This window comes from Streptomyces polygonati (genome assembly GCF_042650325.1).
Taxonomy (GTDB): domain Bacteria; phylum Actinomycetota; class Actinomycetes; order Streptomycetales; family Streptomycetaceae; genus Actinacidiphila; species Actinacidiphila polygonati.
In genome coordinates this window covers 43,902-65,811 of sequence record NZ_JBHSBB010000050.1, presented here as the reverse complement: position 1 = coordinate 65,811, position 21,910 = coordinate 43,902, and the positions used below count along the sequence as shown (strand labels likewise).

The following is a 21,910-nucleotide window of genomic DNA, read 5'->3' as shown; positions in this document are numbered from 1 at the left end:
AGCGTAAGGGGCAAAAACCCGCTACGCCCCTGCCGTGCGACCGGTGCACCCTCGGCCTTTGGTCCTGGTCCCCGCCCCGCGGCGGCCCCGCGCGTTTGTGAACACGGCATGGCAGTCCCATGGCACCCGGGCCCGCTCCATTGACCACCGCACCGCCGACCCGGCATGGTCGTAGGCGTAGCGAGGGACACGGCCGTGTGCCCGAGTGGTTGAGGGACTCGCCTGCAAAGCGAGTTACGCCGGTTCGATTCCGGTCACGGCCTCCGCGGCGCCACACGCGTCACCGTCAGCATCACCATGAACGGAACCATCAGCCGTACCACTGTCGAGCGAATCAGCGTCACCTCCCGGCCGGGCGTCCTCAGACGTCCGGCCGTTGGCGTTCCGGGGCGGCGGCGGAATCAGAGATGACTCGGACATATGCCAACTAGGCGCAGGTGGTTGAGGCTGTGGCCACAGCCTGCGATGCTCTGTCTTCGGTCGGGTCTGTTCATTTCGGACTGGTCGAGCCCACACCGGAGGAGGGCGCAGGCATGGGCGATGTCTCGCTCGACGGCGGCGTGCTGGTGATCACGGGGGTGATGGCCTCGGGCAAGTCCACGGTGGCGCAGCTCCTCGCGGAGCACCTGCCGCGCGCCGTCCACGTACGCGGCGACGTATTCCGCCGGATGCTGGTGTCCGGGCGGCGCGAACTCGTACCGCGCGGCGACGAGGAGGCCGTCGAGCAACTGCGGCTGCGCTACCGGGTCTCGGCGTCCACCGCCGATCTGTACGCGGCGGCCGGCTGGACCGCGATCGTCCAGGACGTCGTCCTCGGCGAGCATCTGCGGCCCTACCTCGACGCGATCCGCGCCCGCCCGCTCCACCTGGTCGTGCTGGCCCCCTCCCAGGAGGCGGTGGCCGCCCGCGAGGCGGCCCGGGCCAAGACCGGCTACGGCTCCTGGACCGTCGACGGCCTCGACCATGTGCTGCGCGACCGGACCCCGCGCCTGGGGCTGTGGATCGACACCTCCGACCAGACCCCGGAGCAGACGGTCCGGGCGATCCTGGACGACCTGAAGAACGCGCTGATCGAGGACTAGTCCGACGCCTTCGCGGGCGGCGCCCATTCGTCGTGGAGCAGGCCGAAGACCACCTCGTCCAGCTCCTGCCCGTACACCCACGACGAGCGCCGCAGCGTGCCCTCGTGGCGGAAGCCGACCGCCTCCGCCGAGGCGATCATCGCCGCGTTGTCGGCCAGCGTCTCCAACTGGAGCCGCCGCAGGCCGCGGATGGCGAACCCGTACACGCACATGGTCCGCACCACGTCGGTGCCCAGCCCGCGTCCCCGGAAGGCGGGGCGGAGCGCGAGCCCGACGTGCGCGGTCCGGTTGTGCACGTCGATGCCCCACAGGACCGACTCCCCGGCGAGCTCCCCCGAGGCCAGCTCCACCACGGAGAAGGGCGCCGCCTGCTCGGTTGGCTCCTTCAGCGCGAAGGGCGAGTACGGCGTGCCCGCCGGGATGGGCCGCCAGGCCCGCGTGTCGGAGCGGCAGTACGTCGCCACGTCCTCGTACAACTCCGTGTGCAGCACGGTCAGATCGCTCTCCTGCCGGGCGCGCAGCCCGACCTTCTCTCCACGTATCACCCTCCAGTCCTACCGGCCCGGTCCCGGCCGCTCAACCGGATTGATCCGCCGGGACCAGGACCGGGAGCGGGGCCGGCGCCGGGACTTCGGACCCGGGCCGAAGACCGCACGATCCGTCATGGCGTGGGGCCTTGGTGCTATGTAGCGTCAGGGCTATGACGGATGACGTGAGCAAGCGACTGAACTACGGACGGCAGACCCCGGATGTGTTCCGGGCGATGATGGCCTTCAGCCAGGCCTCGGCCAAAGGGCTCGATCCGGTGCTCGTCGAGCTGGTGAAGATCCGGGCGTCGCAGATCAACCGGTGCGCGTACTGCCTGGACCTGCACCTCGCGATGGCCCGCAAGGCCGGCGAGAGCGAGCAGCGGATCGATCTGCTGACCGCGTGGGAGGAAGTGCCCGGCGTCTACACGGAAAAGGAGCGGGCGGCTCTCGCGCTGACCGAGTCGGTGACGCTGCTCACCGACGGCTTCGTGCCGGACGCGGTGTACGAGCGGGCGGCCCAGCACTTCGACGACGACGAGTTGGCGGCGCTGGTGAGCGTCATCGTGGCGATCAACGCGTGGAACCGGCTCAACGTGGCCTTCCGGACGCCGCCCGGCGGGGAGAAGTGAGCGGCAAGGCATCGGTGCTGCGGGCACTGCACCAGGGGCGCGCGGCCGACGATCCGCTGGTACTGCCGGGGCCGTGGGACGCGGCGAGCGCGGCGGTGTTCGCGGACGCCGGGTTCCCCGCGCTGGCCACGCCGAGCGCGGGCATCTCGGCGTCGCTGGGTTACCCGGACGGGCAGGGGACGCCCGCGGCCGAGATGTTCGCCGCGATCGCGCGGATCGTACGGGCGGTGGACGTGCCGGTCAGCGCGGACGTGGAGGCCGGATACGGGCTGCCCGCCGAGGAGTTGGTGGAGCGGCTGCTGGACACCGGCGCGGTCGGGTGCAATCTGGAGGACTCCGACCCGGTCGGCAGACGGCTGGTCGACCCCCGCGAGCAGGCGGACCGTCTGGCCGAGGTCCGCGCGGTGGCCGGCCCCGAGCTGGTGATCAACGCGCGGGTGGACACGTATCTGCGCGGCGACCGGACGACCGCCGCGGCCGTCGAACGCGGTCGGCTGTACGCGGCGGCGGGCGCGGACTGCGTCTACCCGATCCTCGCCCCGCCGACTCAGCTCGCCGAACTCGCCGAACGCATCGCCCTCCCGCTCAACGCCTACTGCAAACCCGGCGGCCCTTCCCCCCGCGAACTGGGCGTCATGGGCGCGACCCGCGTCACCTTCGGCGGCGGCATGCAGCAGCAGGCCCTCGAAGCGGTGAAGGACCTGGCGGCGGGCTTGCTGCGCTGAGGCCCCCGCCGGGGGCCGTGACCGGGGACGGACGGGCCCCGGGGGCCGCGGCCCCGCGTGCCGCGCAGGGGTGCCGGGGGGCACCTGGCACCCCCCACACGCCGCGACGGCGGCAAGCGGGCCGACGCAGGCCGGCGCAGCCGAGCCGGTGCACGCTGCGCCGGGGCCAGGGGTGCACACCCGCGCACCCCCTTACCCGCCGCGACGGCGGGAAGCGAAACGGCGCAGAACGGCAGAGCCCAGCGCGCATCTACCGGTGCGTGCTGCGCCGGGGCCGGGGGTGCCCGCCCCCGCACCCCCTACCCCGCCGCGACGGCGGGAAGCGGCGTAGGGCAGACCGGCGGTGCCCGGCCCCCGCAACCAACGACCGCGGCCGCGCAGGCCGCACCCGGCCGGGGTGCGGGACCGCACCGGCGGCGGGACGCCACCCGCAGGCGCGCCCGGGAAGGGGCCCGCGCCCCCGGGCAACCGGTGCTCGCCCGAAGGGTTATGCCGGTTTGACGATGGCCGCCTGGGGGCGGATCGGGAGGCGGCTGACTGGGCGGCCGGTGGCCGCGCGGACGGCGGCGGCGACCGCGGCCGGGGCGGTAACGACGGGCACCGCGCTGACCGCCTTGGCGCCGAAGGGGGCCACCACGTCGCGCTCCTCGACCAGCTTCACGATGCGGACCTCGGGGGCGTCGAGGGCGGTCGGGAGCGGATAGCCGGTGAGGTTGGGGCGCTTGATAACGCCGCGCGGGGCGCGCAAGTCCTCCATGAGGGCCAGGCCGACGCCCTGGGTGAGGCCCGCCTCGATCCGGGCGACCAGCTGGCGCGGGTTGAGGACGCGGCCCACGTCCTGGGCGACCGCGAGCTCCACCACCCGCACCGCGCCGAGTTCGATGTCGACGTCCACCACCGCGCGCACCGCGCAGAAGGTGAGGCCCACGAAGGCGTCGCCCTGGCCGCCCTCGTCGAGCCGGTCGGTGGGGTGCGGGCGGCACTGCGCTGTCGCCCACAACTCCTTGCCGTCCAGCGTCTCGGCGACCGTGGTGGACAGGACGCCGTCGTAGGAGGTGATCTTGCCGTCGGCGATGGAGAGCAGCTCCACCGACATGCCGAACTTCGCGGCCAGCGGCTGGAGCAGCTGGGTCCGGACCATCTTCGCGGCCCGCTCCACCGCCCCGCCGGAGACCCAGGTGTGCCGGCCGCGGGCCGACGGTCCGGCGGGCGGCTGGTCGGTGTCGGAGGGCAGCACACGGACGTCCTCCACGCCCAGCACCTCCTGCACGATCTGCCGGGCCAGGGTGGTGAAGCCCTGGCCGGCCTCGACCGCCGCGCAGATCACGCTGGCCCGGCCGTCGTGGACGCGCACCGTCGCGGTGGAGACCTCGTCGGTGCCCTCGGCGCCCAGCACATGGACCATGCCCAGCGCGTAGCCCACGCCGCGGCGGACCGCGCCCGGCTCGCCCGCGCCGGCCGTGCCACCGGGCAGCAGCCACTGGGACTCGTCGTCGCCGTCGGGCAGCGGCGGCAGCTCCGCGTCGCGGACGGCCTTGAGCAGCTCGCCGACGGGGGCCGGGCAGGTGACCGTCTGGCCGGTGGGCAGCAGGTCCCCGGTGCCCAGCACATTGCGCATCCGCACCTCGGCGGGCTCCAGCCCGAGCTTGGCGGCGAGCTTGTCCATCTGGCCCTCGTAGGCCGCGCAGACCTGGAGGGCGCCCTCACCGCGCACATGCCCGGAGGGCGGGTTGTTGGTGCGGACCGCCCAGCCCTCGACGAAGACGTGCGGGACGACGTAGGGACCCGCGGCGAAGGCCACCGCGGCGGCCAGCGCGTCCGAGGAGGCGTCGGCGTACGCGCCCGCGTCCAGGAGGATCTGCGCCTCGACCTTGACCAGGCGGCCCTCGGCGTCGGCGTGGTGGCGGTAGCGCAGCAGCGTCGGGTGGCGGTGGGCGTGGCCGAGGAAGGACTCCTCCCGGGTGGCCACGAACTTCACCGGGCAGCCGGTCTTCAGCGCCAGCAGCCCGAGCGGCAGCTGGATACCGGAGTCCTCGCGGTCGCCCATCGCGCCCGGCACCCCGGTGACGACGACCTTGACCCGGTCGGTCTCCAGGCCGAAGCAGGCGGCGGCCAGATCGCGGTCGGCGTGCGGATCGGTGGACGCGACATACAGCTCCACGCCGCCGTCCGGGCGGGGGACGGCCAGGCCGGCCTCGGCGCCGATCGGGGCCGGGTCCTGGCGGCCGACCCGGTACAGCCCCTCCACCACGACCTCGCCGACCGTCTCCGGGTTGCCGAAGCGCAGCGGGATGTGCCGGATCAGATTGCCGTCGGGATGCAGCGGCTCGGCGGCGAAGGCCTTCTCCGGGTCGGTGACCGGTTCCAGCACCTCGTACTCGACCAGGATCGCGGCGGCGGCGAGCCGGGCGGTGTCCGGGTGGTCGGCGGCGACCGCGGCGATCGGCTCGCCGTGGTGCCGGACCAGCTCGTGGGCGAAGACCGGGCGGTCGGCGACCTTGCGGCCGTGCATGGCGTCCCCGGGGACGTCCTCGTGGGTGATGACGGCCCGCACGCCGGGCATCGCGACGGCGTCCGCGGTGTCGATCCGGGTGATCCGGGCGTGCGGGTAGGGCGAGCGCAGCACGGCCGCCCACAGCAGGCCCTCGGCCCACAGGTCGGCGGCGTACGGATACGTGCCCTGGGTCTTGGCCAGCGCGTCCAGGGAGGGCAGGGAGACGCCGATGCCGTGCAGCGGCCCCTCGGCCAGCGCGGGCGGCGCCGCGGTGCCGGTGGCGGCCGTGGCGCCGGCCGCGCCGGGGGTACCGGTCGTGCCCGTGGCACCGCTCGTGCCGGCCGTACCGTCGGTGATGCTCATACGGCTCCTCCCTGCGCGCCGGAGCCGCCCTGGTGAGGCGCGCCCTGGTGGGGTACGCGGGCCTCGTCGGAGAAGGCGGGGTCGTCGTCGGTGTCGCGGGCGGCGACGACCTCGCGGACCGCCTCGATCACGCCGCGGTAGCCCGAGCAGCGGCACAGATTGCCGCTGAGCGCCTGGCGGATGTCGAGGTCGGTGGGCTTGTGGTTGCCCTCCAGGAGGTCGTGGACGGTCATCGCCATGCCGGGGATGCAGAAGCCGCACTGGACGGCTCCGGACTCGGCGAGCGCGCACTGCACGTCGGAGGGACGGCCGTCGACCGTCAGCCCTTCGACGGTGCGTACTTCGCTGCCCGCCGCGGTGGCCGCGGGCACCAGGCAGGAGGCGACCAGCCGGCCGTCGACCTGCACCGAGCAGGCCCCGCACTCGCCCTGCTCGCAGCCGTCCTTGGCGCCCGCCAGGCCGAGGCGCTCGCGCAGTACGTAGAGCAGCGACTCGCCGAGCCAGGCGTCGGTGACGGGGCGGTCGGTGCCGTTGACCCGCAGCATGTACGAGGCGAGCGGGTGCTCACTGCGGGTCTCGGGCAGCGGCTCGGGCTCGACCACCGGGTCGGCCTCGGCCGCGTCCCGCGCCCCGAGGTCGGAAGCCGCGCCGAGGTCGGAGGCGGCACCGAGGCCGGAGACGGCATCGGGATCCCGATCGGGGCCGGGCTCGGAACCGCGCTCCGCGTCGCCGCGGGTGTCGGGGTCCGCGTCGAGCCGGTCGAGGGCGTCGGGGCCGCCGAGGCCCTCCAGGCCGGGCAGCGCGTCGAGGCCGTCCAGGACGCCCAACCGGTCGAGGGTGTCCCGGCCGTCCAGCTCGTGAGGGGCCCCCGGGGCGGCCTGCGGGCTCTCTCCGGGGGCGGATTCGGCGTGCGGGGCGCTGGAGTGCGCGACGCGGTCGGCGGGGTGGGCGCCCTGCCCGGCGCCCGGGTCCGTCCCCGGAGCGCGTGGCGGGAGCCCGAACAGTCCGGTGCTCGCGGACCCGTCCAGAGGCCTGTCGGCAGGCCGGGCGACGGGCCGCTCCGGGTCGTCCACAGCGGCGGACCAGGCGGCGTCGGCGGCCGGCGGACGCGCGGGCAGCCACGGCACCGCGTCGCCGCCCGCCGGGCCGGCGAAGGGCGCCCCCCACTGGCCGCTGAGGTGCTCGCCGGCGAACGGCTCACCGGAAGGCGCCGCGGCGCGGACGTGCCCGCCGCGCGCCTCTCCGGCGGCCCTGGCCTGCGCCGCCGCTTCGGCCTGCGCCGCCTGCGCGGCGGCGGCGCCCTGCCCGAACATCCCGGCCGGGAAGGACCCGGTGGACGTGGGCGGGGCCGGCGGCTCCCAGGACGGGGTGAAGGAGCCGACGGGGAACTCCGCCGAGTCGGCCTCCGCCTCCTCCCTGATCACGGGGATCGACCACTGGGTGACGGGGTCCGCCGGGCCGGCGGAGTCCGCGCCGCCGGCGCCCGCCGGGCCGTGCGCGCTCAGCGGGTCCTCCCCCGGCAGTGGCTCGGGCGGGAGCTGGGCGGCGAAGGAGACGTGCATGGTCTGGTCGGGGTCGTAGTCCCCGCCTCCCGGCACGGGCTGCCACGACCCGGAGTTGCCGGGCGCGCCCGGCCCGTGCGGCTGGTCGGTCATGCCAGGGCCCTCCCGAGCGCTCGGCGGGACAGTGCGGCCACCGTACGCCGCAGCTGGACTGCGGCGGGCGGCAGTTCGACCCCCGGCTGGTCGGGAATGCAGGCCGCGGCCACATACTCCCCGAAGGCGGTGCACGCCTCGGGTGCCAGGCTGCGCTCCCCGTCCCAGTCGATCAGGCCGGCCACCCAGTGCTCGGCCTCCAGCGGGCGCAGCGGCACCGGGGCGACCGCGCCGACCGCGCAGCGCACTTGGCGCCGGGCCGGGTCCACCACGAGCGCCACCGAGGCGACCGCCCGGCCGGGACCGGTGCGGCCGGTGGCCTTGAGGAAGGTCTGCGGGGCGTGCAGCAGCGGGATGCGGACGAAGGCCAGCAGCTCGCCGGGGCGCAGCGGGTCCATGCCGGTGAGCAGGTGGCTGACCGGCAGTTCGCGGTCGCCGTCCGGCCCGGCCAGGATCACCCCGGCCTCCAGGGCGGCCAGCACCGGCAGCGCGTCACCGGTGGGCGCCGCCGAGACGATGTTGCCGCCGAGGGTGCCCGCGTTGCGGATCTGCGGGGGTCCGGCCGAGCGGGCGGCGGCGGCCAGCGCGGGGATCAGCGCGGCGAAGTCGGGGCGGCCCATGCGGGCGTGGGTGAGTCCCGCGCCGAGCAGCGCGGCCCCGTCGGCGTACTGCCAGCCGCGGATCTCGCTGATCCGGCCCAGGCCCACCAGTGCGGCCGGGCGCAGCTGCCCGGAGTTGACGGACGCCATCAGGTCGGTGCCACCGGCGACGGGCACGGCGCTGGGCATGGCGGCGAGTGCTTCCACCGCCTCGTCCAGCGAGGACGGCAGCGTGACATTCTCCGCCGCCTGCTGTGCATACGTGCTCACGCAGCTGCCCCTTCCCGGCCTTCCTCCGTCACGCGGTAGCCGTACCGTACGTGCTGACAGCCCGGACGTGGCAACTCTGGCACATGTTCCCCGGTGGTCGACGCGAGGGTCCACGAAGTACCGATCCGCCCGCCCCGGGGGCGAACATGCGACTGCGCGGGGTATTTTCCGCTGTGCCGGAATTGCCATCGTTCAGGGCGCTTGCCACGGTACGCGTCCACCCGGCCGGCCCGCCGAGTGGCCTGTGGAAAACTCCGGGATCTGTGGACAACTCCCGGACCGGATCACACGATCGGGGGCGGCCCCTCCTTGGGGCGGCCGAGCACGCCGGGGCGGCGCTGCCAGGGCAGCGGCCCGCCGGCGGGGCGGTATTCCACCCCGAGGGCGTCGAGACGGGCGTAGTGGGCGGTCATCCGCCGTTCGAAGTCGGGCCAGTCGCGCGCGGCCGGCTCCGGCAGCGCGGACCAGGCGACCTCGGCGAAGGCGGCGAGCCGGGGGAAGGCCATGTAGTCCAGCACGCGCACCGAGTCCATCACCTCGGTCCAGATGTTGGCCTGCGCGCCGATCACATGTGCGGCCTCCTCCTCGGTCAGTTCCGGCGGGACCGGCTCGAAGCGGTAGACATCCTCCAGCCCGCGGGCGTGCGCGATCGGCACCGGCTCGTCCGGGGACTCCGACTGCCGCCAGTCCAGGTACACATGGCTCTGCGGGCACATCACCACGTCGTGGCCCGCCCTGGCCGCCGCGATACCGCCTCCGTAGCCCCGCCACGAGGAGACGGCGGCCCCCTCCGCGAGGCCGCCCTCCAGGATCTCGTCCCAGCCGATCAGTCGGCGGCCGCGCTCGGATAGCCACTTGTCGAAGTGCCGGATCAGCCAGCTCTGCAGCTCGTCCTCGTCCGCCAGCCCCAGCTCCTTGATCCGCGCCTGGGCGGTGGGCGACTCGCGCCACTGCTCCTTGGGGCACTCGTCGCCGCCGACGTGGAAGAAGGTGCCGGGGAACAGCTCCAGCAGTTCGGCGAACACGTTCTCGTAGAAGCGCAGGGTGTTGTCGGTGGGTGCCAGTACGTTGGGGTTGACGCCCCAACTGGGGAGGACGGGGAGGGTGGTGGTGTCGATGACGTCGGTGTTGCCGAGTTCCGGGTACGCGGCGATGGCCGCCTGCGAATGGCCCGGGATGTCGACCTCGGGGACGACGGTGATATGCCGCTCGGCGGCGTAGGCCACGATCTCCCGGATGTCGTCCTGGGTGTAGTAACCGCCGTGCGGGCGCTCGTCCCACAGCGGTGACTCCCGCAGGCCCACCTTGGTGCGCTCCCGCCAGGCGCCGACCTCGGTGAGCCGCGGATAGCGCTTGATCTCCACCCGCCAGCCCTGGTCGTCGGTGAGGTGCAGGTGCAGCACGTTCAGCTTGTGCGCGGCCATCAGGTCGACATAGCGCAGGACGACGTCCTTGGGCATGAAGTGCCGCGCCACATCGAGCATGAAGCCGCGCCAGCCGAAGCGCGGGGCGTCCTGGAGGTGGCAGGCCGGCACCTGCCAGGAGCGGTCCGGGGCGCCCACCGGGGCGCGGCGGAAGGCGTCGGGTCCCAGCAGCTGGCGCAGGGTCTGCGCGCCCCAGAAGACGCCGGCCGGTCCGGCGCCGATGATCCGTACGCCCGAGGCCGGGTCGACCGTGATCCGGTAGCCCTCGGCGCTGCCCGACGCCCGTTCGTCCAGCGCGAGCCGCACCACTCCGCCGGCCGAGCGCTCGCCGGGCGTCCCGGCGGCGAAGGGCAGCCCGGTGGCGGCGCCCAGCGTCGCCCGCAGCCAGCGCGCGGTGGCCTCCGTACCGGGTTCCGCGACGAGCAGGGTCCCGGCGGTGAGGGCGAAGCTCCCGTCGGCGGAATACGTTGGTTTGTGGCTGGGGGTGGGAATGAGGTCCATGGAAACAATCCTGCCCGGCGAACGCCGATTGGCATAGACCAATCCCGGAATAACGATGTCCCGCCCGCGCGTGCGGACTCCCGGCCGCTACAGCGCCTGACGCCGCCGGGTCTGGAGCCGCCAGACCAGCACCACCGCGGCACACCAGCTGAGCCCGGTCCAGGCCAGGTGGCCCAGCGCCAGCGCCGTCCAGGGCCAGCCGGACGCCTGCCCGGCCGCCGCCAGCCCCACCGTGCTGCCCGCCAGCCCGCCGGCCACCGCGAGTTGCACGGCCACCACCCGGCCGTAGCCCAGCATCCGCCGGGCCAGCCAGGTGCCGTACCACCAGCGCGCCCCGACCAGCACCAGCACCAGCGCGCCGAGCCCGGCCGCGGCGGCCGTCGCGGTGGCCCACAGCGGCCAGCCGTGGCCGCCCCGGGCCCGGTCGGCCACCATGCCGGTGCTGAGCAGCACCGGGAAGGGCAGCAGCGCGCCGACATGGACCGCGCCGATCCGCCACAGCCAGTCGTCGCCGCCCAGTTCGGTACGGGTGGTGGCCCGGATGCCGCGCAGCCGGGTCCTGGCGGTGACGCCGGAGCGCCGGGTGCCGACCCGTACCAGCAGCGCGATCAGTACCAGGGTGGCGGCCAGCACGGCCGCGGCGGACAGGAGTTGCCAGCCGCCGCCGGTCTCGATCCGGTAGAGCTGCACCGCCCAGAACAGCGCGAGGCCGATCCCGCCGACCAGCGCGCCGCCGCGCGGCGCGGTGAGTTGCCCGGCGTCCACCCCGAGGGTCAACGCCCGCTCGACCGCCGATTCGTGCTCGGTGCGGTGCCGGCGGGGCAGCCGGCCGAACAGGCCCCGGGTCGCCGACAGTGAACGGGCCAGCGCCACCTGGGCCTCGGCCTCGTACGGAGCGACGGCGACCGCCCGGCGGGCGGCGACCACCGCGTCCGGGACCCGGCCGAGCCGGCGGTAGACGTCGGACAGCAGCACCGAGGGCTCCCAGCCGTCGGGCTCGGCGCCATGGGCCCGCAGCGCCACGGTCAGCGCGTCGTGCGCCTCGTCCAGGGTCAGCAGGACGACCCCGGCCAGCACGAAGACGTCCGCGGTCTCCGCCGGCCCGGCCAGGGCCAGCGCCCAGTCGACCGCCTCGCGGGCCTCGACCGGCCGCCGCTCCTGGGTCAGCACCCAGGCGCGCAGCAGATAGCCCGCGCTGCCGTTGCGCTCCACGAAGGCATCGCTGATCAGGGTGTGCGCCTCGGCGAACCGGCCCTGGCCGACCAGGACGTGCACCCGTTCACCGCTGCTGGCGTCGTCCTCGGGCGGCCCGCCGGGCAGATCCTCGTCGTCGGGCGGGCCGGCCGCGCCGAACACGCCGCCGTCAGCCGTTGCTGCCCTTTCCGGACTTGTCCTTGGCGCCGTCGCCGCCGCCGAACGACATGCCCTCGTAGATCTCCTTGCACATCGGGCAGACCGGATACTTCTTCGGGTCCCGCCCGGGGACCCAGACCTTGCCGCACAGCGCGACGACGGGCGTGCCTTCCAGCGCGCTCGCCATGATCTTGTCCTTCTGGACATAGTGCGCGTAGCGCTCGTGGTCGCCGTCACCATGGGAGAGCTGCGGAGTCGGCTCGACCAGAGTGCCGGTGCCCGTCCCGCGCTCGGGCTCAAGAGTGCTCATGGGAGTCAAGCCTAATTGAGACTCGGATCGTCGGGATACGTGGCCAGCATCGCCAGCTTTCCCAGTTGCCGGCGCAGCACCGAGCGCCACAGCCGCTCCGGGTCGGGGGCGGACAGGTCGCCCGGCTCGGAGTCCACCAGATACCAGGCGCCGGCCACCAGCTCCTGCTCCAGCTGGCCCGGCCCCCAGCCGGCGTAGCCGGCGAAGATCCGCAGCGATCCCAGCTCGGCGGCCAGCAGTTCCGGCGGCGCCTCCAGGTCGACCAGGCCGATGGCGCCGTGCACCCGCCGCCAGCCCAGCAGCCCGCTCTCGCCGTCCGCGGCCGGCTCGCCCGGCACGACGGCCAGGCCCAGCGCGGAGTCCAGCGAGACCGGACCGCCCTGGAAGACCACCCGCGGGGCGACGGCCAGCGGCGCCCACGGCTCCAGGACGTCACCGACCTCCACCCCGGTGGGGCGGTTCAGCACGACGCCGAGCGACCCCTTCCGGTCGTGGTCCAGCAGGAACACCACGGCCCGGTCGAAGTTGGGGTCGGCCAGCCTGGGGGTGGCGACGAGCAGCCGCCCGGTGAGCGAGGTCACCTCGGTCATGCTCCACATGATCCCGCACGGGAGCGGCGCGCGTAGGCTCATCCTGGGCGTGGGCCCGCCAAACACGGGCACACGTCCAGCGCATTACCATTTCTTCTTGCGTTCCCGCGCGGCGACCTCCGCCCCGGGCGTCCCGCTGCCCCCATGCCTGCCCCAAGGCCCGTTCCCAACTGTTCCCGACGGTCGCCCACGGCTTCCGAACCGTTGCGAACGATCCTTCCGACGATCGCGAGATCCATGACCGACATCGCCGACGTACTGCTTGTCCATGGCGGAACCCCTCTTGAAGGCGAGATCCGGCTCAGAGGCGCGAAGAACCTCGTACCGAAGGCCATGGTGGCCGCGCTGCTCGGCAGCGGGCCCAGCAGACTGCGCAACGTCCCCGAGATCCGTGACGTCAAGGTCGTACGCGGGCTGCTCCAGCTGCACGGCGTGACCGTGGAGAACGGCGACGAGCCCGGTGAGCTGGTGCTGGACCCGACGAAGGTGGAGAGCGCCAACGTCGCCGACATCGACGCGCACGCCGGCTCCTCCCGGATCCCGATCCTCTTCTGCGGCCCGCTGCTGCACCGGCTGGGCCACGCCTTCATCCCGGGGCTGGGCGGCTGCGACATCGGCGGCCGGCCGATCGACTTCCATTTCGACGTGCTCCGCCAGTTCGGCGCGACCATCGACAAGCGGGCCGACGGCCAGTATCTGGAGGCCCCGCAGCGGCTGCGCGGCTGCAAGATCCGGCTGCCGTACCCGTCGGTGGGCTCCACCGAGCAGGTGCTGCTGACCGCGGTGCTCGCCGAGGGCGTCACCGAGCTGGCCAACGCGGCGGTCGAGCCGGAGATCGAGGACCTGATCTGCGTACTGCAGAAAATGGGCGCGATGATCTCCATGGACACCGACCGCACCATCCGGATCACCGGCGTGGACCGCCTCGACGGCTACACCCACCGGGCCATCCCGGACCGCCTCGAAGCCGCGTCCTGGGCGAGCGCGGCGCTGGCCACCGAGGGCGACATCTACGTCCGCGGCGCCCAGCAGCGGTCGATGATGACCTTCCTCAACACCTTCCGCCGGGTGGGCGGCGCCTTCGAGATCGACGACGAGGGCATCCGCTTCTGGCACCCGGGCGGCCCGCTGAACGCCATCGCGCTGGAGACCGACGTCCACCCCGGCTTCCAGACCGACTGGCAGCAGCCGCTGGTGGTGGCACTCACCCAGGCCTCGGGGCTGTCGATCGTGCACGAGACGGTCTACGAGTCCCGGCTCGGCTTCACCTCGGCGCTCAACCAGATGGGCGCGCACATCCAGCTCTACCGGGAGTGCCTGGGCGGCAGCGCCTGCCGCTTCGGGCAGCGCAACTTCCTGCACTCGGCGGTGGTCTCCGGGCCGACCAAGCTCCAGGGCGCCGATCTGGTCATCCCCGACCTGCGCGGCGGATTCTCCTACCTGATCGCGGCGCTGGCCGCCCAGGGCATCTCCCGGGTGCACGGCATCAGCCTGATCAACCGCGGCTACGAGAACTTCCTGGCCAAGCTGCAGGGCCTCGGGGCGCACATCGAGCTGCCGGAGCGGGCGGCGGCGACAGCGGCGACCACAGCGGCCTGAGAAAGCGGGCCCTGGCCCGCTCCCGGCCCCCGCGAACGCCGAAGGGCGGCTGTCCCCCACCGGGACGGCCGCCCTTCGTGTGTCACGCCCTCGGCGGCTTACTTGCCCTTGGCGGATTCCTTCAGCTTGGAACCCGCGGAGACCTTGACGCTGTAGCCGGCCGGAATGTTGATCGGCTCGCCGGTCTGCGGGTTGCGGGCGGTGCGGGCGGCACGGTGAGTGCGCTCGAAGGTCAGGAAGCCGGGAATGGTGACCTTCTCGTCACCCTTGGCGACGATCTCACCGACGGTCTCAGCGAACGCGGCCAGGACGGCGTCCGCGTCCTTGCGGGTCACCTCGGCGCGGTCGGCCAGCGCGGCCACCAGCTCACTGCGGTTCATATCTGTACTCCCGTGTTCTTTCTAGCCATGGGGGCGCGAGCTCGAAGCTGTTGCTGTGTGCCTCACTGCCCAGGTGTGCATCCTGCCCCCACATATGGGGGGAAAGCCAATCGCCTGCCCGCGCGAGTCGTGGAAAAAGCGTGGCCGGGGGCTTGGGCATGACGGATTGTCGTCCCATGGTGCACACACGGATTCCGATCGGCCGGAATCCGGGCGTTGTCCGCGCCGATGTCCGCCCCGACGTCCGCGGCCGACCGCTAGGGCCGCCGTCGCGGTGCGGTGACCGTCACAGTGCCACGGCCGTACCGGTCGCCGCCCCGGACACCGACGGGCCCTGCGCCTTGGCCGCCTCCCGCACCGCGTCGGCGACCGCGCCGGCCACCTTGTCGTTGAAGACGCTGGGGACGATGTAGTTCGGGTTCAGCTCGCCGTCGCCGACCACGCTCGCCAGGGCCCGCGCGGCGGCCAGCATCATCTCGGTGTTGACCGTACGCGACTGGGCGTCGAGCAGGCCGCGGAAGACGCCGGGGAAGACCAGTACGTTGTTGATCTGGTTGGGGAAGTCGCTGCGCCCGGTGGCGACCACGGCGGCGGTCTCCCTGGCCTCGCCCGGGTCCACCTCGGGGTCGGGGTTGGCCAGCGCGAAGACGATCGCCTTGTCGGCCATCTTCGCGATGTCCGAGCCGTTCAGGACGTCCGGGGCGGACACGCCGATGAAGACGTCGGCGCCGACCACGGCCTCCTTCAGGGTGCCGGTGACCCCCTCCGGATTGGTGTTCTCGGCGACCCAGCGCAGCGGGGAGGCCGGGGCCGCGTCCTTCAGGTCGTCGCGCTCGGCGTGCACCACGCCGTGGATGTCGGCCACCACCGCGTGCTTGAGGCCGGCCGCCAGCAGCAGCTTCAAGATGGCCGTACCGGCCGCGCCCGCGCCGGACATGACGACCCGCAGGCTGCCGATCTCCTTGCCGACGCACCGCAGCGCGTTGGTCAGCGCGGCCAGCACCACGATCGCGGTGCCGTGCTGGTCGTCGTGGAAGACCGGGATGTCCAGCGCCTCGCGCAGCCGGGCCTCGATCTCGAAACAGCGCGGCGCGGAGATGTCCTCCAGGTTGATGCCGGCGAATCCGGGGGCGATGGCCTTGACGATGGTCACGATCTCGTCGGTGTCCTGGGTGTCCAGGCACAGCGGCCAGGCGTCGATGCCGGCGAACCGCTTGAACAGCGCCGCCTTGCCCTCCATCACCGGCAGCGCGGCCTTGGGGCCGATATTGCCCAGGCCCAGCACCGCGGAGCCGTCGGTGACCACGGCCACCGAGTTGCGCTTGATGGTCAGCCGGCGGGCGTCCTCGGGGTTGGCCGCGATGGCCATGCAGACCCGGGCGACTCCGGGGGTGTAGATCATCGACAGGTCGTCACGGTTGCGGATCGGGTGCTTGGACTGCATCTCGATCTTGCCGCCGAGGTGCATCAGGAACGTACGGTCGGAGACCTTGCCGATCACGACGCCTTCGATGCCGCGCAGCTTGCTGACGATCTGGTCGGCGTGCTCGGTGGAACTGGCCGCCACCGTGACGTCGATCCGCAGCCTCTCGTGGCCCGAGGCCGTGACGTCCAGGCCGGTGACCGATCCACCGGAGGACTCCACCGCGGCGGTCAGCTGGCTGACCGCGGTCCCGCTGGCGGGGACCTCCAGCCGTACCGTGATCGAGTACGAGACGCTTGGCGCCGTTGCCATGACGACCTTCTTCCGGTTCCTACGAGAGGGTTGTTCGGTTGTCCGTAATGCGGATCGATCGTCGCACCTACCGCCGGGTAGGTCTAAACCCGCGGCTGAGGACGGAAGACTACTTCCGCGATGCGGAGATCGGCCGAGCGGGTGGCGAGCGGCGGGGGAAGAACGCATGACCGAGGGGTGACCCATGAGGTTTTCCGCCCCACGGGAAGAGGTTCCGCGAAGGGTTTGTTAGATTGGACAAGGCACCGGCTCGATCCAAGCCCCCGGGCCCAACCTTAGGCGCTTCGAGCGCCCACTTGCCGCGAGGCGAGCATGGCGGGCCGGTGTCATGAACGTCCTTCGGGCGCCCCTCCTGCACGGAGGGGCGCCCGAAGTCGTCTCCGAGGGCCGGTGCCCGGCCCAGCCCCGGCCCAGCCCTCCGCTCAGTCCCTCCTGAGCAGGTCGGGGACACCGTCCGCGTTCGGCAGATCCCGCTCCCCGGCCAGCACGGTCAGCTGCTGGGTGGCCCGGGTCAGCGCCACGTACAGCACCCGCAGGCCGGCCGGCGACTCCTCGGCGATCTCCGCCGGACAGACCACGACCGTGGCGTCGTACTCCAGGCCCTTGGCCTCCAGACTGCCCAGCGCCACCACCCGGTCGCCCAGCCCGGCCAGCCAGCCCCGAGCCTGGGCCCGCCGGTTCATCGCCACGACCACACCGACCGTGCCGTCCACCTCGGCCAGCAGCACCTGCGCCGCGGCCCGCACATCGGCGCCCAGGTCGTCGCCGGCCACCTCGTAGCGCGGCCTGATGCCGGTGGAGCGGACGGCGCGCGGCGATTCGCTGCCCGGCATGGCCAGCGCCAGCACCGTGGCGGCGACCTCGGCGATCTCGGCCGGATTGCGGTAGTTGACGGTCAGGGTGAAGCGGCGGCGCGGCCGGGCGCCGAGGGCCTCGTCGCGCGCGCGGGCCGCCTCGTCCACGTCCAACCAGGAACTCTGCGCCGGGTCGCCGACGATCGTCCAGGTGGCGGTGCGGCCGCGGCGGCCCACCATCCGCCACTGCATCGGGGTGAGGTCCTGCGCCTCGTCCACGATGACGTGCGCGTACTCGGTGCGCTCCCAGGCCAGCCGCTCGGCCCGCTCCCGACCGCTCTCGCCGCGCTGCGGCATCAGCTCGTCCAGACCGGTGAGCTGGTCCATCGGGTCGATCTCACGCCGCTTGTCCCGGGGCGGCAGCCCCAGCAGCGTCTCCAGCTCGTCCAGCAGCGCCACGTCGTGCACCGTGGCGCCGGTGCGCCGCAGCGAGCGGGCCACCCGGCGGACCTCGGGCGGTGACAGCACCCGGCGCGCCCAGCGGCTCAGCCGCTTCTCGTCGGCCAGCGCCGCCAGCACGTCGGCCGGTCGCAGCACCGGCCACCAGCCGTCCAGGAAGTCGATGAAGTCCTGCTCGGTGCTGATGTCCTCGTCGAAGCCCTGGCGCTCCTCGGCGGCCAGCTGCTGGTCGTCGAAGCGGCGGCCGGACTTGCGCCACAGCGCGTCCAGCAGCAGCCGGCGGGCCCGCGGGCGCAGCAGATTGACCGGGGCGGTGCCGCCCAGCACCTGCTGGCGCACCGCGTCCAGCTCCTGCGGGTCCAGCTCGACCCGGCGGCCGAAGGCGACCACCCGCAGCACCGAGGGCTGCCGGTCGTCGCCGTCCAGGCAGCCCCGGGCGGCGTTGCGCAGCACCTTCGTCATCCGCAGCGACCCCTTGATCCGGGCCACCGCCGGATCGTCGTAGAGGTCCGCGGTCACCCCGTCCACCAGCGAGCCGACCGCGCGGATCGCGACCTGGCCCTCCTCGCCCAGCGACGGCAGGACGCCCTCGGTGTAGGCCACCAGCAGCGGTGTGGGGCTGACGCACAGGATTCCCCCGGCGTAGCGCCGCCGGTCCTGGTAGAGCAGGTACGCGGCCCGGTGCAGCGCCACCGCGGTCTTGCCGGTGCCGGGCCCGCCGGTCACCTCGGTGACGGACGCGGCGGGCGCGCGGATCACCAGGTCCTGCTCGGCCTGGATGCTGGAGACGATGTCCCGCATGGTGTGGGTACGGGCCTGGCCGAGCGCGGCCATCAGCGCGCCGTCCCCGATCACCGGCAGCCCCGTGGTCAGCTCCGGACGCAGCAGGTCGTCCTCGACGCCCAGCACCCGGCGCCCCTTGGAGCGGATCACCCGGCGGCGCACCACCCGGCCGGGCGCGACCGGCGTGGAGCGGTAGAAGGGCGCGGCCGCCGGGGCCCGCCAGTCGATCACCAGCGGCGCGTAGTCAGTGTCCAGCACCCCGATCCGGCCGATGTGCAGCGTCTCGGCGATGTCGGCGGTGGCGTCCTCACGGATCGCGTCGTCGGCCGGATCGACCGAGGTGAACGCGCCGTCGGCGCCCTTCTTGCCGTCCTTGCCGCGCAGCAGGTCGATCCGGCCGAAGAGGAAGTCCTCGAACTCGCTGTTCAGCCGGTTGAGGTGGATGCCGGCCCGGAAGACCTGCGCGTCCCTTTCGGCCAGCGCGCCGGGCGTGCCGACCTGGCCCCGCTGGGCGGCGTCGCTCATCAGGAACTCCGCCTCGTGGATCTTCTCCTCAAGGCGGTGGTACACCCGGTCCAGGTGCGCCTGCTCGGCGGCGATCTCCTGGTCCCTGACCCCCGGTGCTGCGGTCTGCGCGGCCACGCAGGACCCCCTTCTTCGTGCGGTGCCCCTCGCGCGACCGTGCGAGGGGCAGCCTGCAACCGTACGCGACCTGCGGCCTTCTGCCCACCCGGCCGCCGCCGCCCGGGCCCCGGCTTTCCCCCGGGTGGCCCGTCCGGCGCCCTCCCGGTCAGCCCTGCGCGGTCCTGAGCGTGCTGCGGCGGCGGTGGCGGGCCACCCGCTCGCGGTTCCCGCACACCTCGCTGCTGCACCAGCGGCGGCGCCGGCCGCGCGAGGTGTCCAGATAGACCAGCGTGCAGTTCTCCCCCGCGCAGCGCCTCAGCTGGGTCCGCGCCACCGGGTCGGTGAACAGCTCCACCGCGTCCCGCGCGACCGCGGCCAGCAGTTCCTCGCACCTCGGCTCCCCGGCCAGGCTCCGGCGCAGCGCCCCGCCCTCCCCCGCTACGGCGGCGGGCGCGGGCGTGGCGGGGCGTGCGGCGGCGTTCAGCGCGTCCACGTCGGCGGGCGCCTGCCGGTGCGCCGCCAGTTCCGCCTCCACCATCCGCCCGAGCCGGCCCCTCAGCTCGACGAAGGCGGCCAGCCACCAGTCCGCCACCCCCACCGACGTCCCTTCGGGCACCAGCCCGGCCCCGTACACCCACGCCCGTAAGCTCCCCACCGACGGCAGCCCCTCCTCCGCCCCCGTCGCGACCAGGTCCAGGCACACCCGCCCACCGTCAAAGCGCAGCGCCTCCATCGCGCCACCACCTTCCCCATCCGTCGCTCTCCCTTCAGGGTGCCCGCAGACGGCGCGGTGAGCTAGAAGAGCGTCAAGCCGTATCGAAAAAGGCGACGGACCGTCAGGAGCCGGGCGCGTACTTGGCGTCGGCGTGGGGGTCGACGGAGAGGCGGTAGCCCCGTTTGACGACGGTCTGGATCAGCTTCGGGGCTCCGAGGGCGACCCGCAGCCGGGCCATCGCGGTCTCGACCGCGTGCTCGTCGCGGCCCGCTCCGGGCAGCACCCGCAGCAGGTCGCCGCGGGAGACCACCCAGCCCGGCCGCCGGGCCAGTGCCCGCAGCAGCGACATCCCGGCCGGCGGTACGGCCCGCAGGCCACCGTCCACCACGGCTGCCTGCCCCCGTATCTCCAGCCGGTGGCCCGCTACCGGCAACGGCCGCACGCCCCCGGGCAGTTCACTGGCGATGAGCTGCACCAGCGGGCCCAGGCGGAAACGCTCCGGCTGCCGGGTCGGCACGTCGTGCGCCTGCAAGGGCAAGGCGGTCATCGGTCCGACGCACGCCGCCAGCACCTCACCGCGCCGGAAGGCCCGCAGCAGCTCCTCCAGACGCCCGCGCCGCCGGGCCCGGTCCAGCAGGGAGGCGGCGGCCGGCGCGCTGGTGAAGCTCACCGCGTCCAGCCCCCGGGCGCACACCGCGTCCAGCAGCCGGTCGACCGGCGCCAGGTCCTCCGGCGGCATCCAGCGGTAGACCTGCACCGCCACCACCAGCGCGCCCGCCTCGCGCAGCGCCTCGCTGAAGCCGGGCAGCGGCTCCCCGTGCACCAGTACGGCGATTTTGCGCCCCTCGACCCCCTGCTCCAGCAGCCGTTCCAGCACCTCGGCCATCGACTCCGAGGCCGGCGACCACGCCTCGGCCAGCCCGACCGCCCGCACCGCGCCGCGCACCTTCGGGCCGCGCGCCAGGATCTCGACCCCGCCGAGCCCGCGCAGCAACTCCTTGCCGAGGCCCCACCCTTCGGCCGCCTCGATCCAGCCGCGGAAGCCGATCGCGGTGCTGACCACCGCGATGTCGGGCACGTCGTCCAGCAACCGCCGGGTCACGGCCAGGAGTTCGGCGTCCCGCGACAGCGGCACGATCCGCAGTACGGGCGCCCGCAGCACGGCGGCGCCGCGCCGCTCCAGCAGCGCGGTCAGCTCATCGGCGCGGCGGGCCGCCGTCACCCCCACGGTGAAGCCCGCCAGCGGCGGCACCGCTCCCGGTTCACTGGTCTGTCCGGAATCCGTTCCCATCACCGCTCCGCCCGGCTCGTGCTGGAGATGCAGATCCCGCCGGGGCGCCCGCCGTCCCATCGGCGCCGCTCGTCCCGCCGGGATCTGCATCGTCGCAAGAGGGCATGACACACCGAGTTCACCGGCATTTCCCGGCTGTTACGGACCGGGGCACCCTTTTCCGCGTCCGCGGCACCGCCGACGAGGCGGGAGCCGCCCGTGCGGGCCGATGCCCGGGGCGGCGGGTCACCGGAGGTATACGGCCGGGGCGGGCAGGCGGGCGCGCTCAGTCGGTCAGCACGAGCCACTTCCTGCCGTCGATGAGTTCGCGAACCGCGTCCAGATGCCCGGCGTGGCACGCCGTCTCGGTGATCACATGCAGGAGCACGTCCCGCAGGGTGCCGGGCTGCCAGCCGCCCGAGGGGCCCTCGGGGCGCCAGGCCGGGGCGGCGTCCACAGCGGTGTCCAGGATGACGGCGTCGGCGAGCGCGGTCTCCCGGCGGTACAGATCGAGTACGGAATCGGCCGGCACCTCGGGGCCGACCCGCCAGGCGTTCTCAGGTCCCCGCGCCAGCCAGTCGAGGACCTCCGGCTCACCTGCGACGACGCCCCGGAACCAGAAGCGCTCCACATCCAGCGCGAGGTGCCGTACCAGCCCCAGGCACGTCCACCCCGACGGCAGCACCGCCCGGCGCAGCGCTTCCTCGTCCAGCCCGTCCACCATTTCCCGCACATGCCGCCGCTGCGCCTCCAGCGCCCCGACCAGCGCGCGGATCTCCGCCCCCGGTGCCATTTGGCTCCGCCTTTCCCCGGTCCGAATCCTCTGGGCCCCCACATAACCGCCCGGCGCGTCCCCCTCGCAACCCGCCCGGCCCCTGCCGGCGGCCCACCGGGCGTGGTTCGGCCGCCCCCCGGCTGTCGCTGCGTCCTGGCTGGTCGCGCAGTTCCCCGCGCCCCTGGCGGGGCCGTTCCCCCACCCCGAAACGCACCGGTCCCCCCGGCGGGGACACGCCTGACGGCAGGCGG

18 protein-coding genes and 1 tRNA gene are annotated in these 21,910 nt (G+C 73.8%); 5 read left to right on the top strand and 14 right to left on the bottom strand.

Annotation, left to right across the window (positions count from 1 at the left end; all coding sequences use genetic code 11):
• The first annotated feature begins 191 nt into the window (after nucleotides 1–191).
• Together ACFO3J_RS33765 and ACFO3J_RS33760 are read left to right on the top strand one after the other, a co-directional pair.
• A tRNA-Cys gene (locus ACFO3J_RS33765) sits at nucleotides 192–263 on the top strand.
• A 270-nt stretch (nucleotides 264–533) separates the two neighbouring features.
• Nucleotides 534–1,082, top strand: coding sequence for an AAA family ATPase (locus ACFO3J_RS33760; protein ID WP_386437969.1), 549 nt, complete (start codon nucleotides 534–536; stop codon nucleotides 1,080–1,082).
• Here the strand turns inward: ACFO3J_RS33760 and ACFO3J_RS33755 are convergent.
• A complete protein-coding gene (locus ACFO3J_RS33755; RefSeq protein ID WP_386437967.1) occupies nucleotides 1,079–1,627 on the bottom strand; it encodes a GNAT family N-acetyltransferase in 549 nt (182 codons plus the stop codon). The genes ACFO3J_RS33760 and ACFO3J_RS33755 overlap by 4 nt on opposite strands.
• Nucleotides 1,628–1,782: 155 nt before the next feature.
• Here ACFO3J_RS33755 and ACFO3J_RS33750 point away from each other — a divergent pair, with 155 nt between their 5' ends.
• On the top strand, nucleotides 1,783–2,241 hold the full coding sequence (locus ACFO3J_RS33750) for a carboxymuconolactone decarboxylase family protein (RefSeq protein ID WP_386437964.1): 459 nt from the start codon (nucleotides 1,783–1,785) through the stop codon (nucleotides 2,239–2,241).
• Nucleotides 2,238–2,966: an isocitrate lyase/PEP mutase family protein gene (locus ACFO3J_RS33745; protein ID WP_386437961.1), complete on the top strand. Its 729-nt coding sequence runs from the start codon at nucleotides 2,238–2,240 to the stop codon at nucleotides 2,964–2,966. Before ACFO3J_RS33750 ends, ACFO3J_RS33745 begins: the two co-directional genes overlap by 4 nt.
• A 487-nt stretch (nucleotides 2,967–3,453) precedes the next feature.
• Here ACFO3J_RS33745 and ACFO3J_RS33740 read toward each other — a convergent pair whose 3' ends face one another.
• From ACFO3J_RS33740 to ACFO3J_RS33710, 7 genes are all read right to left on the bottom strand, one after another.
• The gene (locus ACFO3J_RS33740) at nucleotides 3,454–5,823 is read right to left on the bottom strand and encodes a xanthine dehydrogenase family protein molybdopterin-binding subunit (RefSeq protein WP_386437958.1); all 2,370 of its coding nucleotides are present in this window, start codon (nucleotides 5,821–5,823) and stop codon (nucleotides 3,454–3,456) included.
• Entirely contained in the window at nucleotides 5,820–7,478 is a 1,659-nt protein-coding gene (locus tag ACFO3J_RS33735) for a 2Fe-2S iron-sulfur cluster-binding protein (protein ID WP_386437955.1), read from the bottom strand. Before ACFO3J_RS33735 ends, ACFO3J_RS33740 begins: the two co-directional genes overlap by 4 nt.
• Entirely contained in the window at nucleotides 7,475–8,347 is an 873-nt protein-coding gene (locus ACFO3J_RS33730; RefSeq protein ID WP_386437952.1) for an FAD binding domain-containing protein, read from the bottom strand. Before ACFO3J_RS33730 ends, ACFO3J_RS33735 begins: the two co-directional genes overlap by 4 nt.
• Before the next feature lie 284 nt (nucleotides 8,348–8,631).
• Entirely contained in the window at nucleotides 8,632–10,272 is a 1,641-nt protein-coding gene (locus ACFO3J_RS33725; RefSeq protein WP_386437949.1) for a beta-N-acetylhexosaminidase, read from the bottom strand.
• 87 nt (nucleotides 10,273–10,359) lie between these two features.
• Nucleotides 10,360–11,628 carry a tetratricopeptide repeat protein gene (locus ACFO3J_RS33720; RefSeq protein WP_386437946.1) on the bottom strand — a complete coding sequence of 423 codons (1,269 nt, stop codon included), beginning with the start codon at nucleotides 11,626–11,628 and terminating at the stop codon, nucleotides 10,360–10,362.
• A 7-nt stretch (nucleotides 11,629–11,635) separates the two neighbouring features.
• Nucleotides 11,636–11,935, bottom strand: a complete 300-nt coding sequence (locus ACFO3J_RS33715) for a DUF3039 domain-containing protein (protein ID WP_386437943.1) — start codon at nucleotides 11,933–11,935, stop codon at nucleotides 11,636–11,638.
• 11 nt (nucleotides 11,936–11,946) lie between these two features.
• A complete protein-coding gene (locus tag ACFO3J_RS33710; RefSeq protein ID WP_386437941.1) occupies nucleotides 11,947–12,534 on the bottom strand; it encodes a YqgE/AlgH family protein in 588 nt (195 codons plus the stop codon).
• Between the two features lie 228 nt (nucleotides 12,535–12,762).
• Here ACFO3J_RS33710 and murA point away from each other — a divergent pair, with 228 nt between their 5' ends.
• Complete coding sequence (gene murA / locus ACFO3J_RS33705) at nucleotides 12,763–14,124, top strand: UDP-N-acetylglucosamine 1-carboxyvinyltransferase (protein ID WP_386437938.1); 1,362 nt, start codon at nucleotides 12,763–12,765, stop codon at nucleotides 14,122–14,124.
• A gap of 98 nt (nucleotides 14,125–14,222) precedes the next feature.
• Here murA and ACFO3J_RS33700 read toward each other — a convergent pair whose 3' ends face one another.
• From ACFO3J_RS33700 to ACFO3J_RS33675, 6 genes are all read right to left on the bottom strand, one after another.
• Nucleotides 14,223–14,504: an HU family DNA-binding protein gene (locus tag ACFO3J_RS33700; protein ID WP_033176253.1), complete on the bottom strand. Its 282-nt coding sequence runs from the start codon at nucleotides 14,502–14,504 to the stop codon at nucleotides 14,223–14,225.
• 286 nt (nucleotides 14,505–14,790) lie between these two features.
• Entirely contained in the window at nucleotides 14,791–16,239 is a 1,449-nt protein-coding gene (locus ACFO3J_RS33695; RefSeq protein WP_386437935.1) for an NAD-dependent malic enzyme, read from the bottom strand.
• Between the two features lie 422 nt (nucleotides 16,240–16,661).
• Complete coding sequence (locus ACFO3J_RS33690; protein ID WP_386437932.1) at nucleotides 16,662–18,917, bottom strand: HelD family protein; 2,256 nt, start codon at nucleotides 18,915–18,917, stop codon at nucleotides 16,662–16,664.
• Between the two features lie 148 nt (nucleotides 18,918–19,065).
• Nucleotides 19,066–19,632, bottom strand: a complete 567-nt coding sequence (locus tag ACFO3J_RS33685; protein ID WP_386437929.1) for a CGNR zinc finger domain-containing protein — start codon at nucleotides 19,630–19,632, stop codon at nucleotides 19,066–19,068.
• A gap of 103 nt (nucleotides 19,633–19,735) precedes the next feature.
• A complete protein-coding gene (locus tag ACFO3J_RS33680; protein WP_386437926.1) occupies nucleotides 19,736–20,905 on the bottom strand; it encodes a uroporphyrinogen-III synthase in 1,170 nt (389 codons plus the stop codon).
• Between the two features lie 265 nt (nucleotides 20,906–21,170).
• Nucleotides 21,171–21,677 carry a DinB family protein gene (locus tag ACFO3J_RS33675; RefSeq protein ID WP_386437923.1) on the bottom strand — a complete coding sequence of 169 codons (507 nt, stop codon included), beginning with the start codon at nucleotides 21,675–21,677 and terminating at the stop codon, nucleotides 21,171–21,173.
• Between the last annotated feature and the right edge of the window lie 233 nt (nucleotides 21,678–21,910).